Source organism: Lyngbya sp. CCY1209 (genome assembly GCF_055795065.1).
On record NZ_JAYFER010000572.1, the window covers coordinates 1 to 17,618 of the forward strand.

Annotated in this window: 17 protein-coding genes; 10 read left to right on the forward strand and 7 right to left on the reverse strand. The window is 51.3% G+C overall.

The genetic code is table 11. The features are described from left to right. Positions 1-116 precede the first annotated feature (116 nt). From AC0QHF_RS20155 to AC0QHF_RS20195, 9 genes are all read left to right on the forward strand, one after another. Positions 117-995, forward strand: a complete 879-nt coding sequence (locus AC0QHF_RS20155) for an SDR family oxidoreductase (RefSeq protein WP_324706032.1) — start codon at positions 117-119, stop codon at positions 993-995. Positions 996-1,046: 51 nt separating this feature from the next. Then, on the forward strand, positions 1,047-1,901 hold the full coding sequence (locus AC0QHF_RS20160; protein WP_324706033.1) for an ion transporter: 855 nt from the start codon (positions 1,047-1,049) through the stop codon (positions 1,899-1,901). A 96-nt stretch (positions 1,902-1,997) separates the two neighbouring features. Then, on the forward strand, positions 1,998-2,216 hold the full coding sequence (locus tag AC0QHF_RS20165) for a hypothetical protein (RefSeq protein ID WP_324706034.1): 219 nt from the start codon (positions 1,998-2,000) through the stop codon (positions 2,214-2,216). 12 nt (positions 2,217-2,228) lie between these two features. Further along, positions 2,229-3,389: an 8-amino-7-oxononanoate synthase gene (gene bioF / locus AC0QHF_RS20170; protein ID WP_324706035.1), complete on the forward strand. Its 1,161-nt coding sequence runs from the start codon at positions 2,229-2,231 to the stop codon at positions 3,387-3,389. A gap of 79 nt (positions 3,390-3,468) precedes the next feature. Beyond that, positions 3,469-4,152 (forward strand): SDR family oxidoreductase, encoded by a 684-nt coding sequence (locus tag AC0QHF_RS20175; protein WP_324706036.1) that lies wholly within the window; start codon positions 3,469-3,471, stop codon positions 4,150-4,152. A 61-nt stretch (positions 4,153-4,213) separates the two neighbouring features. Continuing rightward, positions 4,214-5,512, forward strand: coding sequence for an S-layer homology domain-containing protein (locus AC0QHF_RS20180; protein ID WP_324706037.1), 1,299 nt, complete (start codon positions 4,214-4,216; stop codon positions 5,510-5,512). A 13-nt stretch (positions 5,513-5,525) separates the two neighbouring features. Next, positions 5,526-6,761, forward strand: coding sequence for a peptidase U32 family protein (locus tag AC0QHF_RS20185; protein ID WP_324706038.1), 1,236 nt, complete (start codon positions 5,526-5,528; stop codon positions 6,759-6,761). 102 nt (positions 6,762-6,863) lie between these two features. After that, complete coding sequence (locus AC0QHF_RS20190; protein ID WP_324706039.1) at positions 6,864-8,024, forward strand: U32 family peptidase; 1,161 nt, start codon at positions 6,864-6,866, stop codon at positions 8,022-8,024. Positions 8,025-8,158: 134 nt separating this feature from the next. Then, a complete protein-coding gene (locus tag AC0QHF_RS20195; protein WP_324706040.1) occupies positions 8,159-8,812 on the forward strand; it encodes a tRNA1(Val) (adenine(37)-N6)-methyltransferase in 654 nt (217 codons plus the stop codon). Positions 8,813-9,196: 384 nt separating this feature from the next. Here AC0QHF_RS20195 and AC0QHF_RS20200 read toward each other — a convergent pair whose 3' ends face one another. From AC0QHF_RS20200 to AC0QHF_RS20210, 3 genes are all read right to left on the reverse strand, one after another. Further along, positions 9,197-10,168, reverse strand: a complete 972-nt coding sequence (locus AC0QHF_RS20200; protein WP_324706048.1) for a threo-3-hydroxy-L-aspartate ammonia-lyase — start codon at positions 10,166-10,168, stop codon at positions 9,197-9,199. After that, a complete protein-coding gene (locus tag AC0QHF_RS20205; RefSeq protein ID WP_324706041.1) occupies positions 10,168-10,917 on the reverse strand; it encodes an ABC transporter ATP-binding protein in 750 nt (249 codons plus the stop codon). Before AC0QHF_RS20205 ends, AC0QHF_RS20200 begins: the two co-directional genes overlap by 1 nt. Positions 10,918-11,016: 99 nt before the next feature. Next, positions 11,017-12,267, reverse strand: a complete 1,251-nt coding sequence (locus AC0QHF_RS20210) for an ABC transporter permease (protein ID WP_324706042.1) — start codon at positions 12,265-12,267, stop codon at positions 11,017-11,019. 211 nt (positions 12,268-12,478) lie between these two features. Here AC0QHF_RS20210 and AC0QHF_RS20215 point away from each other — a divergent pair, with 211 nt between their 5' ends. Next, a complete protein-coding gene (locus tag AC0QHF_RS20215; RefSeq protein WP_324706043.1) occupies positions 12,479-13,399 on the forward strand; it encodes a PPC domain-containing protein in 921 nt (306 codons plus the stop codon). Positions 13,400-13,456: 57 nt separating this feature from the next. Here AC0QHF_RS20215 and AC0QHF_RS20220 read toward each other — a convergent pair whose 3' ends face one another. From AC0QHF_RS20220 to rlmN, 4 genes are all read right to left on the reverse strand, one after another. Beyond that, complete coding sequence (locus AC0QHF_RS20220; RefSeq protein WP_324706044.1) at positions 13,457-13,858, reverse strand: hypothetical protein; 402 nt, start codon at positions 13,856-13,858, stop codon at positions 13,457-13,459. 250 nt (positions 13,859-14,108) lie between these two features. After that, a complete protein-coding gene (locus AC0QHF_RS20225) occupies positions 14,109-15,503 on the reverse strand; it encodes an MBL fold metallo-hydrolase (protein ID WP_324706045.1) in 1,395 nt (464 codons plus the stop codon). A 447-nt stretch (positions 15,504-15,950) separates the two neighbouring features. Beyond that, positions 15,951-16,307, reverse strand: a complete 357-nt coding sequence (locus AC0QHF_RS20230) for a hypothetical protein (protein WP_324706046.1) — start codon at positions 16,305-16,307, stop codon at positions 15,951-15,953. A gap of 83 nt (positions 16,308-16,390) precedes the next feature. After that, positions 16,391-17,428 carry a dual-specificity RNA methyltransferase RlmN gene (gene rlmN / locus AC0QHF_RS20235; RefSeq protein ID WP_324706047.1) on the reverse strand — a complete coding sequence of 346 codons (1,038 nt, stop codon included), beginning with the start codon at positions 17,426-17,428 and terminating at the stop codon, positions 16,391-16,393. Positions 17,429-17,618: the final 190 nt, after the last annotated feature.

The following is a 17,618-nucleotide window of genomic DNA, read 5'->3' on the forward strand; positions in this document are numbered from 1 at the left end:
TAGAAACCGGGTTTCTACCAAGATCTCTCATCCCCACAAACAACTGTCATAGAAACCCGGTTTCTTCCTCCCCACCTGTGTTACTGTAGCTAAAAACGCGATGGGAGTGCAGGACGATGAAAAAACTGTTGGTCACGGGGGCGAGCGGTTTCTTGGGTTGGAATGTCTGCCAGGTTGCCCAACCGAAATGGGACGTTTACGGAACCTACAATTCCAAGGAAGTCGGCTTTACCGGCATCACTTTTATTAAAACAGATATCACCAATTTTGCCGATTTAAAGCGCCTGTTTCAGGATGTCGAACCGGATGCGGTCATCCATGCGGCGGCGCACTCGAAACCCAATTTTTGCCAGCAAAATCCCCAGGAATCTTATTTGATTAATGTCACGGCTTCTTTGAATGTCGCCAGTTTGTGTGCGGATGCTGATATTCCCTGCGCGTTTACATCGACTGATTTGGTATTCGACGGTTTAAACCCGCCCTATCGAGAAAGCGATCGCGTCTGTCCGATCAATATTTACGGGGAACAAAAAGTCGAGGCGGAACGGGGGATGTTGATGCGATATCCCAAAACTGCCATCTGTCGGATGCCGCTGATGTTCGGCATGGCTTCACCCCACGCCGAGAGTTTTATTCAGGGTTTTATAAACAACTTAAAAGCCGGAAAAACGTTGAATTTATTTGTGGATGAATTCCGGACGACGGTCAGCGGGACGACGGCCGCGAGGGGGTTGCTGTTGGCGGTTGAAAAGCGGGTTGAGGGGCGGTTACATTTGGGCGGAAAAGAGCGGATTTCTCGTTATAAGTTCGGGAAATTGATGGCGGAAGTATTTGACTTTCCGGCCGAAAATATCACTCCTTGCCGACAAGGGGATGTGGATGTCATCGCCCCCCGTTCTCCCGATACGTCCCTCGACAGTTCAAAAGCCTTTGCTTTGGGATATCAGCCCCCGTCAATTCGGGAAGAGTTGGAGGCTTTGCGGGGGCGGGTGTAAACTGAGAGATTTGGGTTAAAATAGAGGGGATTTGATTCGGTGAGTATTGTTTTGAACAAAAAACCATCAATTCTCCCCCCCGCGATCGCCATGATTGACAAATTTAAAAAACGAATTTTTCTGATTTTAGAAATTTGGAATTTCAACGATGCGATCGCCCGCATTTGTGATTATTTTATTATCGCCTTGATCCTGCTGAATGTAGTCGCGGTCTGTTTGGAGACGGTCGAAAGCTTGAATCAACGGTATTTTGGACTATTCAGAACCTTTGAATATTTCTCAATTTTTGTATTTACTATCGAATATATCTTGAGGGTGTGGGCTTGCACGATCGATGTCCGCTACCAACATCCGTTGTGGGGGAGAATTCGGTATATGCTGACCCCCTTGGCGCTGATCGATTTGCTGGCTTTTTTTCCCTTTTATTTGCCCATTTTAACCCCCGACATGAGGCCGGCACGCGCCTTTCGTCTGATCAAATTTTTTCAATTTTTTAAATTGACGCGATATGTGAAATCGTTACAGATGATCGGAGAAGTTCTGAAAGCCAGAAAAGAAGAACTTGTGATCACATTTGGCGTGGTGTTACTGTTACTGTTTTTTTCCGGAAGTTTGATCTATATTTTGGAACACGATGCCCAACCGGAACAGTTTCCCAATATTCCGGCGGCGATGTGGTGGGGGGTGGTGACGCTAACGACGGTTGGCTATGGGGACGTTTATCCGATTACGCCGATGGGGCGGCTTTTGGGGGCGATCGTGGCGATATTGGGGATCGGAATTTTTGCGCTTCCGGCGGGGATTATTGCCTCGGGTTTTACAGAGGTAATCGAGGCTCGGAAGGCTCAAAAACAGCCGAAAAAACCGCTGATTTGTCCCCACTGTGGTAAAATAATTGAGCGCTGATTTCTGAAGTGGGCAGGCACAGAGGCCTGCCCCCACAGGTTAAGATTTTAGATTAAAATTTTAAATGATTAATTGAATGGATTGGGAGGCGGTAAAATGGGATTGGAACGTAAAATGTTTAGAGGAATGTTTGACCAGACGGAAGTCGTCCAACTGAGGCAGACGTGTTTTACCCCCAACCGTGTTTTTGAAGCGGGTCAATATATGGTTGGAGAGTTGCCGGATATTGCGTTTGATATGGGGTTGGTAGAAAGGTTGCCTTCGGTGCGGGGAAATAGTGCCGAATTGGACGATCCTAATTCCGAAGTAGATTGACGATCGATTCTAATGAAAAAAGACGCTTATTCTTGGATGGGCCGATCGCTCGACACGATCCACCGGGCGAATTGGTATCGTTCCGTCAAGGCGATCGCGGGGCGTCCGGGGCCGATTATTACCATAAACGGGCGAAAAATGCTGAATTTCGCCAGCAATGACTATTTGGGACTGGCGGGGGACGATCGCCTGGTGGAAGCTGCCGTCGCCGCCACCCGAGAATTGGGGACGGGAAGCACCGGATCGCGCCTGCTGACGGGGCATCGGGAACTTCACCGCCAACTGGAATTGGCGATCGCGGATCTGAAAGGGACCGAGGACGCGATCGCGTTCAGTTCGGGCTATTTGGCGAATATCGGCACAATTTCGGCGATCGTCGGCGGCCGGGATCTGATCCTCTCGGACGAGTACAACCACTCCAGCCTGAAAATGGGGGCCAAACTCAGCTCGGCGGCGGTGCTCGACTACCGCCACGGGGACATCGACCACCTGAAAACCCTGCTGGACGGGCATCGCAGCCGATACCGCCGCGCCCTGATTCTCACGGACACCCTGTTTAGCATGGACGGGGATCTCTGCCCCCTGCCCCGACTCGCGGCACTGGCGGTGGCGTTCGAGTGTATGCTGCTGGTAGACGAAGCCCACGCCACGGGGGTGTTTGGGGAGACGGGCGCCGGGTGCGTGGAATATTTCGGGCTGACGGGGACTCCGCTGTTGCAGATGGGGACCCTCAGCAAGGCGTTGGGCAGTTTGGGGGGCTATGTGGCGGCGAGTGCGGAGGCGATCGATTTCCTGCGAAACCGCGCCCCCAGTTGGATTTATACGACGGGGTTGACTCCGGCGGATACGGCGGCGGCGTTGGCGGCAATTAATATTGTCCGGGAGGAACCGGAACGGCGCGCTAAACTGTGGGAAAATGTGGCTTTTCTCAAGGAATTGTTGGGCGATCGCGCGGAACAAATTGGCGATTCTGATTCTCCGATTTTCTGCTATTTTGTCCAAGATGCGGCGACGGCATTACAGGTGGGAAATAAACTCCAGGAACGGGGAATTTTCGCCCCCGCCATCCGCCCGCCGACGGTCAACACCAGCCGCATCCGCATTTCCCTGATGGCGACCCATCAACTGGATCAAATCCGGCAGTTGGTGGAAGTCCTCAAAACCTTGCGATAACCGCGTAAAATCAGCTTCTAGCTTGTTATCACAGGCAAGATGCCTGTGCTACTAAAGTTAACTTAATGGAGACAGATAGATGGGCAAGACAATCGTTATTACCGGGGTGAGTCGCGGTCTGGGTCGCGCCTTGACGGAAAATTTTATCGATTGGGGACACACGGTCATCGGCTGTGCGCGGTCGGAAGAGGCGATCGCAAATTTGCAAAACAAATATGGCAAACCCCACGATTTTACATCCCTGGATGTCGCCGAAAATGTGGCTGTTAAAAGTTGGGTTACAGAGTTTTTAAAAACTCACGGTGCGCCTGATATAGTTATCAATAATGCCGCGTTGGTGAACCATCTCGCTCCCCTGTGGGAGGTTTCCCAGGAAGAGTTCGATACGCTGATCGATGTCAATATAAAAGGGGTGGCAAATGTGATCCGCCATGGGGTGCCGGCGATGATTGAACGGGGCAGCGGTATTATTATCAATCTCAGTTCCGGTTGGGGGCGATCGACGTCTCCGGAAGTGGCGCCCTATTGTGCTTCCAAATGGGCGATCGAAGGGCTGACCCGATCCCTCGCCCAGGAGCTCCCGCCGGGATTGGCGGCGATCCCCATGAGTCCGGGAATTATTCACACCGATATGTTGGAAACTTGCTTCGGAGGTGAGGCTGCGGCGTACACGCCGATTGACGAGTGGGTAAAAAAGGCCGTCCCCTTTATTTTGGGACTGACGACCAAAGAAAACGGGGTTCCGGTGAGTGTGCCGGCATGAAGTTTGTTCGCGCAAAAATTGGGTGATATGTCAAAATAAAATAAATGAAACTCATCCGACTGTGAAACATTCGATCCAAGTTCTTACGGCTATTTGTCTCGTCGCTTTGCTGGGAAGTTGCGCCAACAGTCCCATCGGCGACACCTTGGAAGGGTCGTTACAAGCCGATCCCCAACTCGCAGAAAATCCTCCTTTCGGACAATCCGGTGATTTGCCCACCCCGCCGGACGATTTCGTAAAATTGCCGGACGATTTTCCCCAGGAAATTGCGATTTATCCGGGTTCGAGTTTGGAAGATGTCACCCTCTCGGCGAGCGATCGCGCCGAGACGGAGACGGTGTGGACGACTGCCGATCCGATCAATTTAGTCCAAACCTACTATCAAAATAAGTTTCAATCCGACAACTGGGAAATTGTCACCCGCACCGAAACGGAGGGCGAGGGATCTTTGGTGGCAACTCGGGATGATTTGAAAGTGACGATCGATCTGCAACCGGACGGACAATCGAGTGGGGAAACTCAGTTCGCGATCGACTATTCCCGCGATCCGAAAAATCTCGCATCCGTCCCCAAACCCACCGAGTCGCCCTCTCCCTTACCCAAACCCTCCGATTCGGAATCGCCGCCGGTGGCTGCCAGTCCTTCCCCTTCGCCCTCTCCTTCGCCCTCTCCTTCGCCAACTCCCACCCCCACCAATACCCCCGATTCCACGGGAGAAATCCCCCAGGAATTACAAAAGTTTGCCAAGGATATCGCCAAATTGGGAATCTTTGAATCGGACTTTCCGAGTCCAAACCAAGCCATTACGAGGGGTGAATATGCGAGGAGTCTCGTTCGGGCGAATAACAAAATTTATGCCAACAATCCCGCCAAACAAATCCGCCTCGGCGTTCCCAGCGACGACCCCGCATTCAGCGACGTTCCCACCAGCCATCCGAATTTCGGCGAAATTCAAGGACTCGCGGAAGCGGGGTTAATTCCCAGTTCTTTGTCGGGGGACAGCACGGCCGTTCAGTTCCGCCCGGATGCCCCTTTAACCCGGGAAGATATGGTATTGTGGAAAGTCCCGTTGGATACCCGCCAGGTGTTGCCAAAAGCGACGGTTGACGCGGTTCAAGAACGGTGGGGATTTCAGGATGCCGCTAAAATTGACAGCAAAGCGTTGCGGGCAGTTTTGGCTGATTTTGACAACGGAGATAACGCCAATATTCGCCGGGTGTACGGGTTTACAACCCTTTTTCAGCCCAAAAAAGCGGTGACTCGGGCGGAGGCTGCGGCGGCGTTGTGGTACTTTGGATTTCAGGGAGACGGGCGATCGGCTCAGGAGGCTTTGTCAGCCCCATCGGACACCGAAAGTTAGTTGATTTTTCATTATGTGGAAACCGGAACTGTTGGCCCCGGCTAAAAATTTGGAACGCCTGCAAGTCGCCCTCACCTACGGCGCGGATGCCGTTTATTTGGGCGGAAAAAATTACGGCTTGCGGGCAAGGGCGGACAATTTTAGCGAGGCAGAATTGGAACGGGGGGTAGAGTTCGCCCACCGACGCGGGGCGAAGGTTTACATCACGTTAAATGCCTTTCTTCACGATGAAGATTTTACCGGATTTTGCGATTACTGTAAATTCTTGGAACGGATCGACGTGGATGCCGTCATCGTCTCCGATTTGGGGGTGATGCGGACAATTAAAAACTGTTCTAATTTGAAGATTCACCTATCGACTCAGGCTTCCTGTCTGAACGGATACGCCGCCCGACTGTGGAGGCGGTTCGGGGTCGATCGCCTGATTTTGGGCCGGGAAGTTGGCATCGCAGAAGCCGGGGAAATGCGGCGGAAATTTGCAGCAGAAAATCCCGACAAACCGCCCCTAGAAATAGAGATGTTTATTCACGGTGCCATGTGCATGGCATTTTCGGGACATTGTACCATTTCCAACTATACGGCGGGGCGGGATTCCAACCGGGGTGGCTGCATTCAATCCTGTCGCCTCCCCTACCAGTTGGATTCGACATCATCTCCGGTTTCGTTCATGTCCTCGAAAGATTTGTGGGGAATTGATCAGGTTGGAGATTTTTTCAAGCATCACATTTGTTCGCTGAAAATTGAAGGGCGGATGAAATCGTCGTTTTATGTGGCGATGACGTGCAAGGCTTACCGGCGGGCGATCGATGCCTGTGCGACGGGGGAATTGACGCCGGAATTGTTGCGGGAAATTGCCTCGGAATTGGAATCAATTCCCCACCGCGATTATTTTTCCGGTTCCTTGGAAAGTCCGGCGGGGGAGGGGTCGGTTTTTCAGCAGTTTGCGGGAAATAATACCGGAACTCACGACTATTTGGGGGTGGTTTTGGAAACGACTGGGGAGGCGATCGCATTGCGGTTGGTGGAACCGTTATCCGTGGGGGATGAAGTGGAATTTATTGTGCCTCGTGGAAAGCCGATCCGGTATCGGATCGATCGCCTCTTTTCGGTGAAGGGCGATCGCGTTGATTTTATGCGGAAAGATGGGGTGGTTTGTGTTCCAAAAGCAGAAGCATTAAATTCAGTAGACAAGCTGAATTTGGTGAGATTATCTCCGTCCAATATTGAAAAAAACCTGGTCGAAATCTAAATCGAAACCAGTCGGGTTAAATCTATGAAAATTAGAAAGATATGATGACTGAAAAAGACTCAAAAAATTAAACCACAGAGACACAGAGGGCACAGAGGGTTAATGCGATTTAATACGTTTGTCGGTTCGGTGGGGGATTTGGAACGGTGTCGGGTGTGTCCGAATTTGAAGGAGGTGTTGTTGGAACCGACGCTTCTCGCCAGACGGGGACAGTTGACGGTGGCGGAGGTGCGATCGCTTTCTGAAGCGGCGAAAAAGTGGGGGTTGCGTCCGGTTTTGGTTTGGGATATTCTGATGCCGGAACGGTTGATGGCGGAAATTTGCGATCGCATCTCGGACTGGAATATCGGACAATTTGCGGCAATTCGGGTTTGTGATCCGGGTGCGGCGGAATGGCTGACAATTCACTATCCAAACTTGCCGATTCAGTTGATTTTAGAAACTGGAAATCACAATTTTGAGGCGTTGATGGGATGGTGCGAACTGTTTGCCGGTTCCCTGGAACGCCTGATTTTGTCAACGGAACTTCCGGAACATCAATTAATCGAATATTGCCAAAAACTGCCCGTCCCCTGTGAGGTGTTGGGGGTGGGGCGGATTCTGTTATTTTACTCGCCGCGATCGCTTCTTTCTTCCATTGTATCCGAGGGGGAAAATCGGCAGTTTATCGAAACGACTGCCCGAACGGAAGAAAGCGGAAATCGTCCCCTTCCCACCCTGGAAACGCCCCACGGCACGTTTCTATTTTTGGATAAAGATTGGTTTATTTTAGATCAACTTGATGGATTAAAAAATGCGGGTTTGCACACCCTGCGGCTGGATTTGCGGCATTTGGGAAATAACGGCGATGTGGCGGTGGATGTCGATCGCATCTGTCGGCAAATATCGGAAGATCCAGTAATGTTGAAAAAAAATTGGCCCGTTGAAGCGCGATCGCCCTTTTTTAATGCCAACCGGACGACATCTATTTTCCCCAGAATGAAGTCAAAATCGAAAATTGCCCGATATCGGGATGAGTTTTGCGTGGCGGAGGCGTTGGCGGGGGAAAGTGGCAAATATGTGGTGTTTCAAACCCTGCGTCCGTTCCATATTTCCGAAATTGATAAAATTGTGATTCCGACGGGAAAAACAGTCGAAATTCCTGAAACGGTGGTTTTTAAAAACTTGAGTGGCGAGGGGGTGGAGAGGTGCGATCGCGATCAAATTTTGATAACGGACTGGATTAAAAAAGTGACTCCGGGCAGTTTGATTTTGAGGCGTTAATTGAAGATCAATTGTTGTTGCGCTTTAGCGCCTCTGAAGGGTTCAAGCCCAACAACGGGGGCGTTATTATATCAGTTATGGGAGGAGATCAGTTTCGTTTCAAACAGTTTACCATTTTTCAGGATCGGTGCGCCATGAAGGTGGGAACCGATGGCGTTATTTTGGGGGGGTGGACGGATATAAAATCTGCGGATAAAATTTTGGATGTCGGGACGGGGACGGGATTGATTGCCCTGATGTTGGCACAGCGTTCAACAGCCCAAATTGACGCGGTGGAAATCGATCGCGACTCCCACACCCAAGCCTGTGAAAATGTGGCGCGATCGCCTTGGGAAGCGCGAGTTAAGTTGTATAATATTTCAATTCAGGATTATGCGATCGCCTCCCCCGAACGATACGATCTGATTGTCTCCAATCCGCCCTTTTTTGACAATGCTTACAAAGCGCCAAAAAAAGCGCGATCGCTCGCCAGACACGGGGATTTTCTGTCTCAGTCTGATTTATTATCCGCCGCCAAAACGTTATTAAATCCGACGGGAAAATTGGCGGTTATTTATCCGACATCGGAGGCGATTCGGTTTCAGGAAAAAGCGGAACAATTGGGGTTTTTCTGTGATCGGCGGTTATTGATTCAACCGACACCGAAGCATCCGGTTAAGCGAATTGTGATGGAATTGGGAATGTCGCCAAAAATAGCTGAAGATATTTCTTTGACGATTGAACGGGAACGGCATATTTATACGGATGATTTTATTGCTTTGATTCGGGGTTTTTATTTGAAGTATTAATATCCGATCTGGTGATTTACCCGACAACCGCAGATCCCCCCCAACCCCCCTTAATAAGGGGGGAGTTCGATCCCCCCCAACCCCCCTTAATAAGGGGGGAGTTCGATCCCCCCCAGCCCCCCTTAATAAGGGGGGAGTTCGATCCCCCCCAGCCCCCCTTAATAAGGGGGGAGTTATATTTCCAAGTATTTAACCGGATGTGATACAGCAATTTTTAATTCAATGAGGCACACTCGCCAATTCAAAGTCCCCCTTTTTAAGGGGGATTTAGGGGGATCTTCCGTATCTCATCGGATCGGAAACCGCTATATCAATCATCTTTAGATAATTTTTGCTTGTAGGGGCGCAAGGCTTGCGCCCTCTGGAATTGATTCCCAAGCGGTTTCAACACTTTTCAAAAAGTGCGATCGCACCTTTTAAATCCACATTTCCACCACTGATAATTACCCCGACTCGACGATTTTCGGCTTTGACAACACCATCCAATAATGCCGCTGTCGCTAACGCGCCGGTGGGTTCCACCACGATTTTTAACCGTTCCCACAGGAAGAACATCGCCCGCGCGATCGCATCCTCGGAAACTGTCACCATCTCATCGACTTTTGCTAAAATAATCGGAAAGGTGAGACTTCCCAAATAGGGGGTTCTCGCGCCGTCGGCGATGGTGTCGGGATTGTTGATTTTGTGCAGGGTTTTGGTGTAAAATGAGCGGGTGGCATCGTCCGCCTGTTCCGGTTCGACTCCAATAATTCGGCAATTTGGTGATAACTCGCGGGCGGCGATCGCGCAACCGGAAAGCAAGCCGCCTCCCCCGCAACAAACCAGTAATAGATCTAATTTTCCCGCCGTTTCAATTAACTCTAGGGCGGTGGTTCCTTGACCTGCTATAATATGGGGGTGATTGTAGGGTGGGATAATTGTGCCGCCCCGTTCTTCTGCCCGTTGGCGGCAGTAGTCTTCCCGAACGGTTTCTGAGGGTTGATATAAAACAATTTCCGCCCCGTAACCCGCCGTCGCCTCCCGTTTGACAATCGGTGCATTATCGGGCATAATAATTGTGGTGGGAATGCCCAACATTTGACCCGCACGGGCGATCGCCTGGGCGTGATTTCCGGAAGAATAGGTGAAGACTCCCCGCTTTTTTTCCTCCGGAGATAGGGAGGATAAGGCATTGAACGCCCCGCGAAATTTAAACGATCCGGTGCGTTGAAAATTTTCGCACTTGAAAAACACCTGCGCCCCCGTCCGCCGGTTCGCCGTCGTCGAAGTCAAAACAGGAGTTGTGTTAATGTTTCCGCGCAGGCGTGCCGCCGCCGCTTTCACGTCTTCAAAATTGACCGCTAATGGAGTATTCATCATTGTTTTATTTTCCCGTCTTCGAGGTCGAGAATGCGATCGGCGACGTCGATAATCCGGGGGTCGTGCGTCACCATCAACACCGTCGCTCCCTCCTCCTTCGCCAATTTTCGCAGCAAATCGATCACCGCGTGTCCGCTGGTGGAATCCAGCGCCGCCGTCGGTTCATCGGCCATAATTAATTGGGGATTTCCCGCCAGAGCCCGGGCGATCGCAACCCGCTGTTTTTGACCCCCCGACAAGTCCCGGGGCAGGGAATTTCCCTTGTCGCCCAAACCCACTTGTTCGAGGCGAAGTTGGGCTTCCTGCCGCGCCGTCCGCCCCCGGACATTCTTGATATTGAGGGCGACTTCCACATTTTCCTGGGCTGTCAAAGCCGGAAATAAGTTGAACCCCTGAAAAATAAAACCGATGTTGTGGAGGCGAAACCGTGCCAATTTTGCGCGGGACATTTTCGTAATTTCTTCCCCTAACAATATCACCCGTCCCTGGGTAGGTGTCAGGAGTCCGGCGAGAATAGAGAGGAGGGTGGTTTTTCCCGAACCACTCGGCCCCATCAGCAGTTGCACGTCACCCTGACGAACCTGCAAGTCAATACCTTTGAGGACTTGGAAACTTTGCCGTCCGGATTGATAGACCATTTCCACACCGCAACCCCAAATGGCAACGGATTGGGGATTCGGGTTGCGGTCTGGAATCTGGCTTTTGCCTTTCGCTAAGTCCGTCCAGTTCAAATTGGAACCTATCATTGATGAGCCTCTCTCTGACGTGGGTGGCGTTGAAAGCCGGGGGAGGAGCATTCTCCTTTGATTATGACCGACTCTGAAATTCTGAGCCAGTGCGATCGCTTACGCTTTGAAAACGATCGCGGGATCGACCCGGGTGACTTTCTGGATGGCGAAAAACGCCGAACCCCCACACATAACGAGGGTGAGAAAAAAGACACCCACGGTGGAAACGGGGGTGATCAGGATCAAAATGCCCTGGGTAGCCGATGCCCAGGAGGCGACGCCGAAACAGAGGGCGATGCCGGGGACGTAGCCGAGGATCGCCATCCAAAACGCCTGTTCTAAAATGACGCTATATAGAACCCGGTCGGGGGCGCCCATCGCCTTGAGGGTGCCGAATTCCTTGATATGGTCGGCGACGGAGGCGTAGAGAATTTGGGCGACGACAATCATGCCCACAAAAATGCCCACCACCGCCCCCAGGCTGAGGACGAAGCCGACTCCGGTGCGTTTTTGCCAGAAGTCTTGAATTTTTTTGGCGAGTTCCTCCCGGGTGTAGGCGGTGATGCCGGGGAGGGTGGCTTCGAGTTGGGTTTTGAGTGCCTGGAGATCCTGGCCCGGTTCGGCTTTGACGAGGATGTAGTGGATCGGATCGGCGAGGGTGAGGGGTTTGGGGGCGGCGGACACCACGCCTTCCTCGGAGCGATCGCTCGAATCGTCAAAAATGTTGATACAGTTGAGATCCCCATTTTCCAACGTGCAGCGGGTGCGGGTTTGCAGGGGGACGCTGGCGTAGGCGTTGGCATTTTTCAGGGAGGTGAACACGAAAACGCTGTTGACGATGGGTTGGGTGCCCCGGGTGAGTCCGACGATGCGGGCTTCGAGGCCGGAAATCGTGACTTTATCGCCGATGCCGTTCACCCGCAGGGACTCCAAATTGCTCTCGTCCACCATGACGCCGTAGGGTTCTTTGAGGGCCTGCCGGTCCCCCTCGATGATATTCCAGGGGGCAAACAGTTTCCCGTCCGGATCGGAACCGACGAGGTTGATGGCCTGAATTTGGTCGGTGGGATCGCGCCAGCGGGCACCTTGGAAAATCAGGGGTTCGGCCCGTTGAACCCCCGGAACGTCCCGCGCCTGGTTGAGTTGTTCCAGGGCCATCGGCATGGTGAGGTTGAGGTGTACCATGTCTTTGGAGGTGATCCAAATATCCGCCGAGGAGTTGTCAATTAACAGGGACGAGGAACGGACGAATCCGTTGAGAATTCCGTTTTGAATCGTCACCAGACTGACGGCGAACATGATTCCGGCCTGGGCGGCGAGGAAGCGGGGGATATCTTCGATGAGGTTTTTCCGGGCAATGGAGGCCATGATTGATTCGGGGCGATTTGCGATCGCGCGTTGAGCGTCGAGTCTATTTTACGGTCGGTGGCGGGCGTTCTGGCGGCGGAAACGGACCGATCGCAATTTTGGCACAGTCAAACCTTCATTGTTGTTTGGGTCTGAGCCCGAAAATGCCCGAGAAGCGCACCAACAATTTAGGGGACTTTTTTTTTCGATAAAATTGACGCATCAAACGCCTATGTTGACCTTAGAAACCCTGTTTGACGAAGAATTTTATCTGTCCCAAAATCAGGGAATTGAAGATGCGATCGCGGACGGAACTTTCGCCAACGCTTTCGAGCATTTCGGACAATATGGACAGTTCGAGGGACGCGCTCCGAATCCCCTATTCGACACGGCCTATTATCTGTCGGTGAACTCCGATGTCGGGGCAGAAGTGGCAGCGGGGACGACTACCGCTGCCGCCCACTTTGTCAATTTCGGACAGTTTGAAAACCGCACGCCGAACCCCTTCTTTGACCCAATTTTTTATGTGGAACAACATCCGTTCATTGCCACCGCAGTTGTTCAGGGGATAGTCACCCCATTTGAACATTTTTTAAAAGCCGGACAATTTGAAGGATTAGATCCCGGCCCCTTGTTCGATACCGAATTTTACCGATCGCGGAACCCGGACGCAGTTTTGGGGGTAGAAGAGGAAATCATCGGCAGTTTATTTGAACATTACTATCGCTTCGGTTTGGAAGTCGGACGGTTGGGAATTCCCCCGGGACCGGCAGAGGATCTCGGCGGTGCGATCGCCCTGGATACGCTGCTGGGAAGTCGGACGGTTGTGGAGTCCGTTGGCGATGCCGATTCGGTGGATATTTACGAGTTCGTGATTCCCAATTTTGCCAGCCAGTTCAGTTTATTTTTGAACGGCTTGCAGGCGGATGTGGAAGTGGAACTGATTCAAGACTTCAATCAAAATCAGGCGATCGAGGCTACGGAAATTTTCGCCTCCTCCAATAATTTCGGTTTGGCGGCAGAAAGCATCGACATCGACGTTTTGGAAACGGGGACTTATTTTATCCGAGTTTCCCAGGTTGAGGGAGAAACGGATTACGCCCTGAATTTATTCGTCACGCCCTTAGATCTGCCGCCGGAAACAACCGTTTAATCCGATATTCTTAATTGGATGTGGCGGGCGATCGCGAAGCTTTAAAATTTGCCATTTTTAGCCGGCACCACCAGCCATGATACCCAATACAATGCCCACTAAAAGCCCGATCGCGAGGAATATCAGGGCGATAATTAACAGCCAGTAAATCAGCCCGAATAACTTCCTGAGTTCCCCGAGAGCACCCATGAGGTTGACGATATCATTGCCCCGAGTCTCGACAATTTGCTTGAAAGAGGAAGCCGCTTTATTCAGCCAGACACCGAAGATGGTATTGACGATGCCGTTAATAAAGTAATTGGCACTGACAGATGGAGAGTTAAATAATGCGATAATTCCCGATATGATACCCAGGATTCCTATGACGATGAGGAAGTAGCCGACAAAGCTCATTTTTTTAGCCAAGTCCGCAATCAGCTCATTTTGGGATTGATCGAACTCGTATTGTTGAGTTTCCATTTTTTTTATACCCAGAAAAAATTAAGTTTGCTGTCAACTGACATCCCCGGTTCGGGGGACTGAAGGCATCACGGTCATCCACGAATATATCATAGAAACGGGCAGTTTTCTTGCAATTTTGATTCCCCGGGGGAGGGGAAAACCCGATACCGAGGTTGCGATTCGTCAATTCAAAATCCCCCTTCGACCGGGAGATTTTGAAAAATGCCCTGGATATAATCCGCCCATTTTAAGGTTTATCTCAATAGATTCATGCCGGTTTTTGCGCGGGCAAATCGGCACTCTTCCAGGCACTCCAGGAACCGGGAATATTGATGACATTTTCAAACCCGTGCTTTTGCAGCAAACTGGCGGCGATAGAGGCTCGATATCCGCTGCCGCAGTAGGTGGCAAATGTTTGATTTTTGTCGAGCTGATCCAAATTTTCTTCCAGGTGGGGGACGTAAATATGTTGGGAATTGGGAATGCGGCCGCTTTCATATTCTTTGTCCGTCCGCACGTCCAAAACCGTCAGCGACGAGTCTTCTTTGTATTCGTTCAACTCGTGTACGCTCCACTCTCCGAGGTGCTGCAAGGGTAGCCCCGCCACCTGCCAACTCTTCATCCCGTCGTGGAGATAACCCGCCAAATTATCGTAACCAACGCGGAACAATTGTTCGGCTACCAGGCACAAATCCCGATCGCTTTCGATGACCAACAGCAGCGTTTTTTCGGGGTCGATCATCCAACCCACCCAACTTGGAAAAGAAGACTCCAGGGCGATATTAATCGCGCCGGGAATGTGTCCGCCACCGAAGGCTAGAATCGATCGCGTATCAATCACAAAAGTATTTTCATCCCCCATTTTGTCTTGAAATTCTTGGGGTGAAAGAGGCTGCAATGTCGGCACGCAACCTTTAATAGACGCCCCTTTCGCGTTGACTTTTTTCAAGCGCGAATAGTGGCTGGGCGCTTCCGGCATATCCCCCAAAATCCAATCGACAAATTCCGATTCCGATCGCTCTTTAAAGGCATCGCTAAAAACCCGCTCGTTGCCGATGGTACTCTGTTTGCGATCGCCGATGGATTTACCGCAGGAGGAACCCGCACCGTGGCAGGGGTAAACTTCGATGCGATCGCCCAACGGCAGCAATTTATCAAATAATGTATGATACAGTTGCTTCGCCAACTTTTCCTCCGTCCCCGAACCCAACAAATCCGGCCGTCCGACATCCAAATTAAATAGCGTGTCTCCCGTCAGTATTCCAAAGGGTTCTTCGCCCTGTTTGGTATCATGAATTAACAGACAAATATGTTCCGGCGTATGTCCGGGACTGTGTACAACACGGAGGGTAACTTTACCAATTTTCAATTCGTCTCCCTCTGTGAGAGGCCGGATATCGAACTGATAATCATCACTTTTTCCGCCGTAAATCGGTGCCCCAGTCCGGGCTTGAAGTTCCCGGGAACCGGAGACAAAATCTGCGTGAATGTGAGTTTCCAAAATGTGGGTAATTCCCACGCCGAGCGATCGCGCCATTTGCAAGTAGATATCCACGTCCCGGCGCGGGTCGATGACGGCGGCAACCCCCGCCGTATCATCTCCGACGATATAGGAAAGCTGCGCCAGTCCTTCGGTGTTGATTTGTTCTAAAACTAAGGCCATAAATTTTGACTCCTGTTCAGCTCTCAAGTTTTTTTATTGGATGTCGAATCGGCGATCGCGATCGCCGGATCTTATATTCTGTTCCTATATTTTATGAAAAACTGAAATCTTTCATCTGACTTTAGAAAGAGACTGGAGTCGCTCCGGGGGAAATCGTGTCGCGGAGTCGATTCAGTCCGGCGACGATACCGGGGGGACGGGCTGAAACTTTATATATTAAAATTTAAGGTAACTTCCCTGGGATGGGTCTGGGGGAAGTGCGAGGGCAAACTCAACTTTTGGGTATTGAGATGAAAACGGGTTTAATATCCAGACCCCTGGGGAATCAATTCCCTCGTTGGGGCGGGCAAGGGAACCGTCCCTACCAGATCCAATCATCTGAATCGGATATTTTTCTCACCCCAAATCGCCAGACAAAACTGGCGATTTGATGGGCATATTTGCAGTTTAATCCCGCGTCCTCATTTCGGCGACGCAGACTTCTTTACCTTCCCCATCTGCAATAACGAAGGCATCGAATTCGCCACCCTCAAATTCTCCGGTCACGGTGACGCGATCGCCGGTCGAAATGTGACGGGGGGTATTGTCGCCGCAGATGTCCCAGGAATCCACCCTCACCCGCCGGTTTTCCGTTTGCAGGTCAAATCCGTCTTCCCACACCCGATCCACCATACCGGACAACTGGCCGCCACCTCTGCCCTGACTCAGGGCGACGGAGTGGGCACCCGCCACAGCGAGGGCGATCGCGATCGTCGCCCCCATGACTGGGTTTTTGCCGATGCCGGTTGTCCAAATTCGTTTCATGGGTTCGAGCCTCCAAAATGTCGATGTGACATCAATCTAAGCTTTGATGATGACTCAAAAGTGACGGGAAGGAGAAAAATTGGCTAACTTTCCAATTTCGACGCCCGCAACTGCCCGCAGGCCGCATCCGCATCCAAACCCCGGGAATAGCGGACGCTCACGGCTATTTTTCGCTGTTCTAACTCATCCACAAAGGTCTGAATTTGTTGGGGACTCGGTCGCTGATAATCCACCTCGTTGATGGGATTGTAAGGAATTAAATTAACGTGATTTTGAAATCCCCGCAAATGGTTTGCCAATTCGATCGCGTGGGTGGGTAAATCATTCACACCCGACAATAAAACGTACTCGAAACTCACCCGCCGCCCCGTCGCTTTCACATAGTCCCGGCATTCGGATAATAACGCTTCCAAAGAATAGGCTTTCGCACTGGGAATCAACTGTTCCCGCAATGACTGGTTGGAGGCGTGCAAACTGACGGCGAGGGTAATTTGAAGTTGACGTTCGGCTAATTTGCGGATGCGGCCCGGAATTCCCACGGTGGAAAGGGTGATCATCCGCTGTCCGATCCCCACATCTCGATTCAGACAGATAATCGCCGCGATCGCATTTTCCGCATTCAGCAGCGGTTCCCCCATCCCCATGAAGACGATATGACTCACCCGGCGATCGAAATCCTCCTGAACCGTCAACACCTGATCGACAATTTCATGGGTTTCCAAATTGCGGATAAACCCCCCCTTCCCGGTGGCGCAAAAGTCGCAGGCCATCGGACAACCCACCTGGGAAGAAACGCAAACCGTAAGGCGATCGCGGGTCGGAATTCCCACGGTTTCAATAATTTGTCCATCCGCCAATTTCAACAGGTATTTAACCGTCCCGTCGGAAGCAACGGCGCGATAGTGGATGGTCGATCGCCCGATGGAAACGTCTTCGAGTTGCGATCGCCACTGCTTCGGAAATACGGTAATTTCTCCCAGGGATTTCGCCCCTTTCTGATAAATCCACTGATACAGTTGTTTGCCCCGATAGGCGGGCTGTCCCTGCTGCTGTACCCAGTCGGTGAGTTCCGGCAAGGATGCACCCAGCAAAGGTTTTGAAGTTGGTTGAACGGCAATCATAATTGGGGTGTGGGGTTTGGGGTTTGGGGTGTGGGGAAAGAGTGAATATCCAATTTCAATACATCTCAATTAAAATTCTATCAAATTCTTATCGTCATTGTATAGAAAAAATCATCAAAGTCCCCCTTTTCAAGGGGGATTGAGGGGGATCGAGTCTATCCAAGTCCCCCTTTTCAAGGGGGATTGAGGG